The organism is Streptomyces sp. P17 (assembly GCF_032436805.1).
Classification (GTDB): domain Bacteria; phylum Actinomycetota; class Actinomycetes; order Streptomycetales; family Streptomycetaceae; genus Streptomyces.
This window is the reverse complement of record NZ_JAVRBF010000214.1, coordinates 1-795: the sequence shown is the minus strand read 5'-3', so window position 1 is coordinate 795 and position 795 is coordinate 1. Positions and strand designations below refer to the sequence as shown.

At 49.8% G+C, this 795-nt stretch carries 1 protein-coding gene; it reads left to right on the top strand.

Features of this window, described 5'->3' with window-relative positions; all coding sequences use genetic code 11:
- Nucleotides 1–795: hypothetical protein (locus RMT89_RS40440; protein WP_315888740.1), on the top strand; the 795-nt coding region annotated here is incomplete at both ends.

Genomic DNA, 795 nt, shown 5'->3' with positions numbered 1-795 from the left:
GGCATCTATGCCGGAATACGCTGCACAGGCTGTTGAACGTATTGAAGGCTTGATGCAGGAATGGCTTGTATATGACGAAACTCATATGAACCAGAACCTGCTGAATGCTCGTCGTAGTGCTGTCAACACTGTTGTAGTGGCATTGCAGGCAGGCAATCGTGCACTGGCTGTCAACGAATTCATGGCATGGGGACTTGCTAACCGCACGTTGGCTGATGATCTTGCTACCCGCAAAATCAGTAATCCACTTCTGCGTATTGCCAAGGAAGTCTTTGCAGCAATCAAGGCAATGTTCTGGGGTGACAAGAAGGGTCCACGTGTTGGTGATGATGTTCTGTCGACCCTTCAGTTCAACACACAGGTGCTCATCAAGTCCGAGGATCGCTATATTCCTGTTGATCCACTGGTCGGCTACCAGTCTGTTTCCTTTGGTTCAAATGATCGACTGGCCGACTTGGACAACAAAGTCTCTGCTTTGATTGAGCATGTCATCACACAGCCGGAAAGTCTGAACAAGGGTGTCACGACTATCCCGCAGCGTATGCTCGAACAGCAGATGGCTACTGCTCGTGGTGTTGATGCTTCGCAGCTTATGCACCGTACTGCATTTGCCATGACTGCACAGCAAGGTGACCTGTTTGCCAAGCTCGTATCGATCTTTGGAACCAGCCATGATCTGGATAGCAATGCCTTGTCTGGTATGGCGCGACTGCATCGCGAATTCATCAAGGATTTGACCGTAGAAGATTTCATTCCTGTCGGTCAGGAAGGCAATCCAAACGTGCAGCTTGAAGC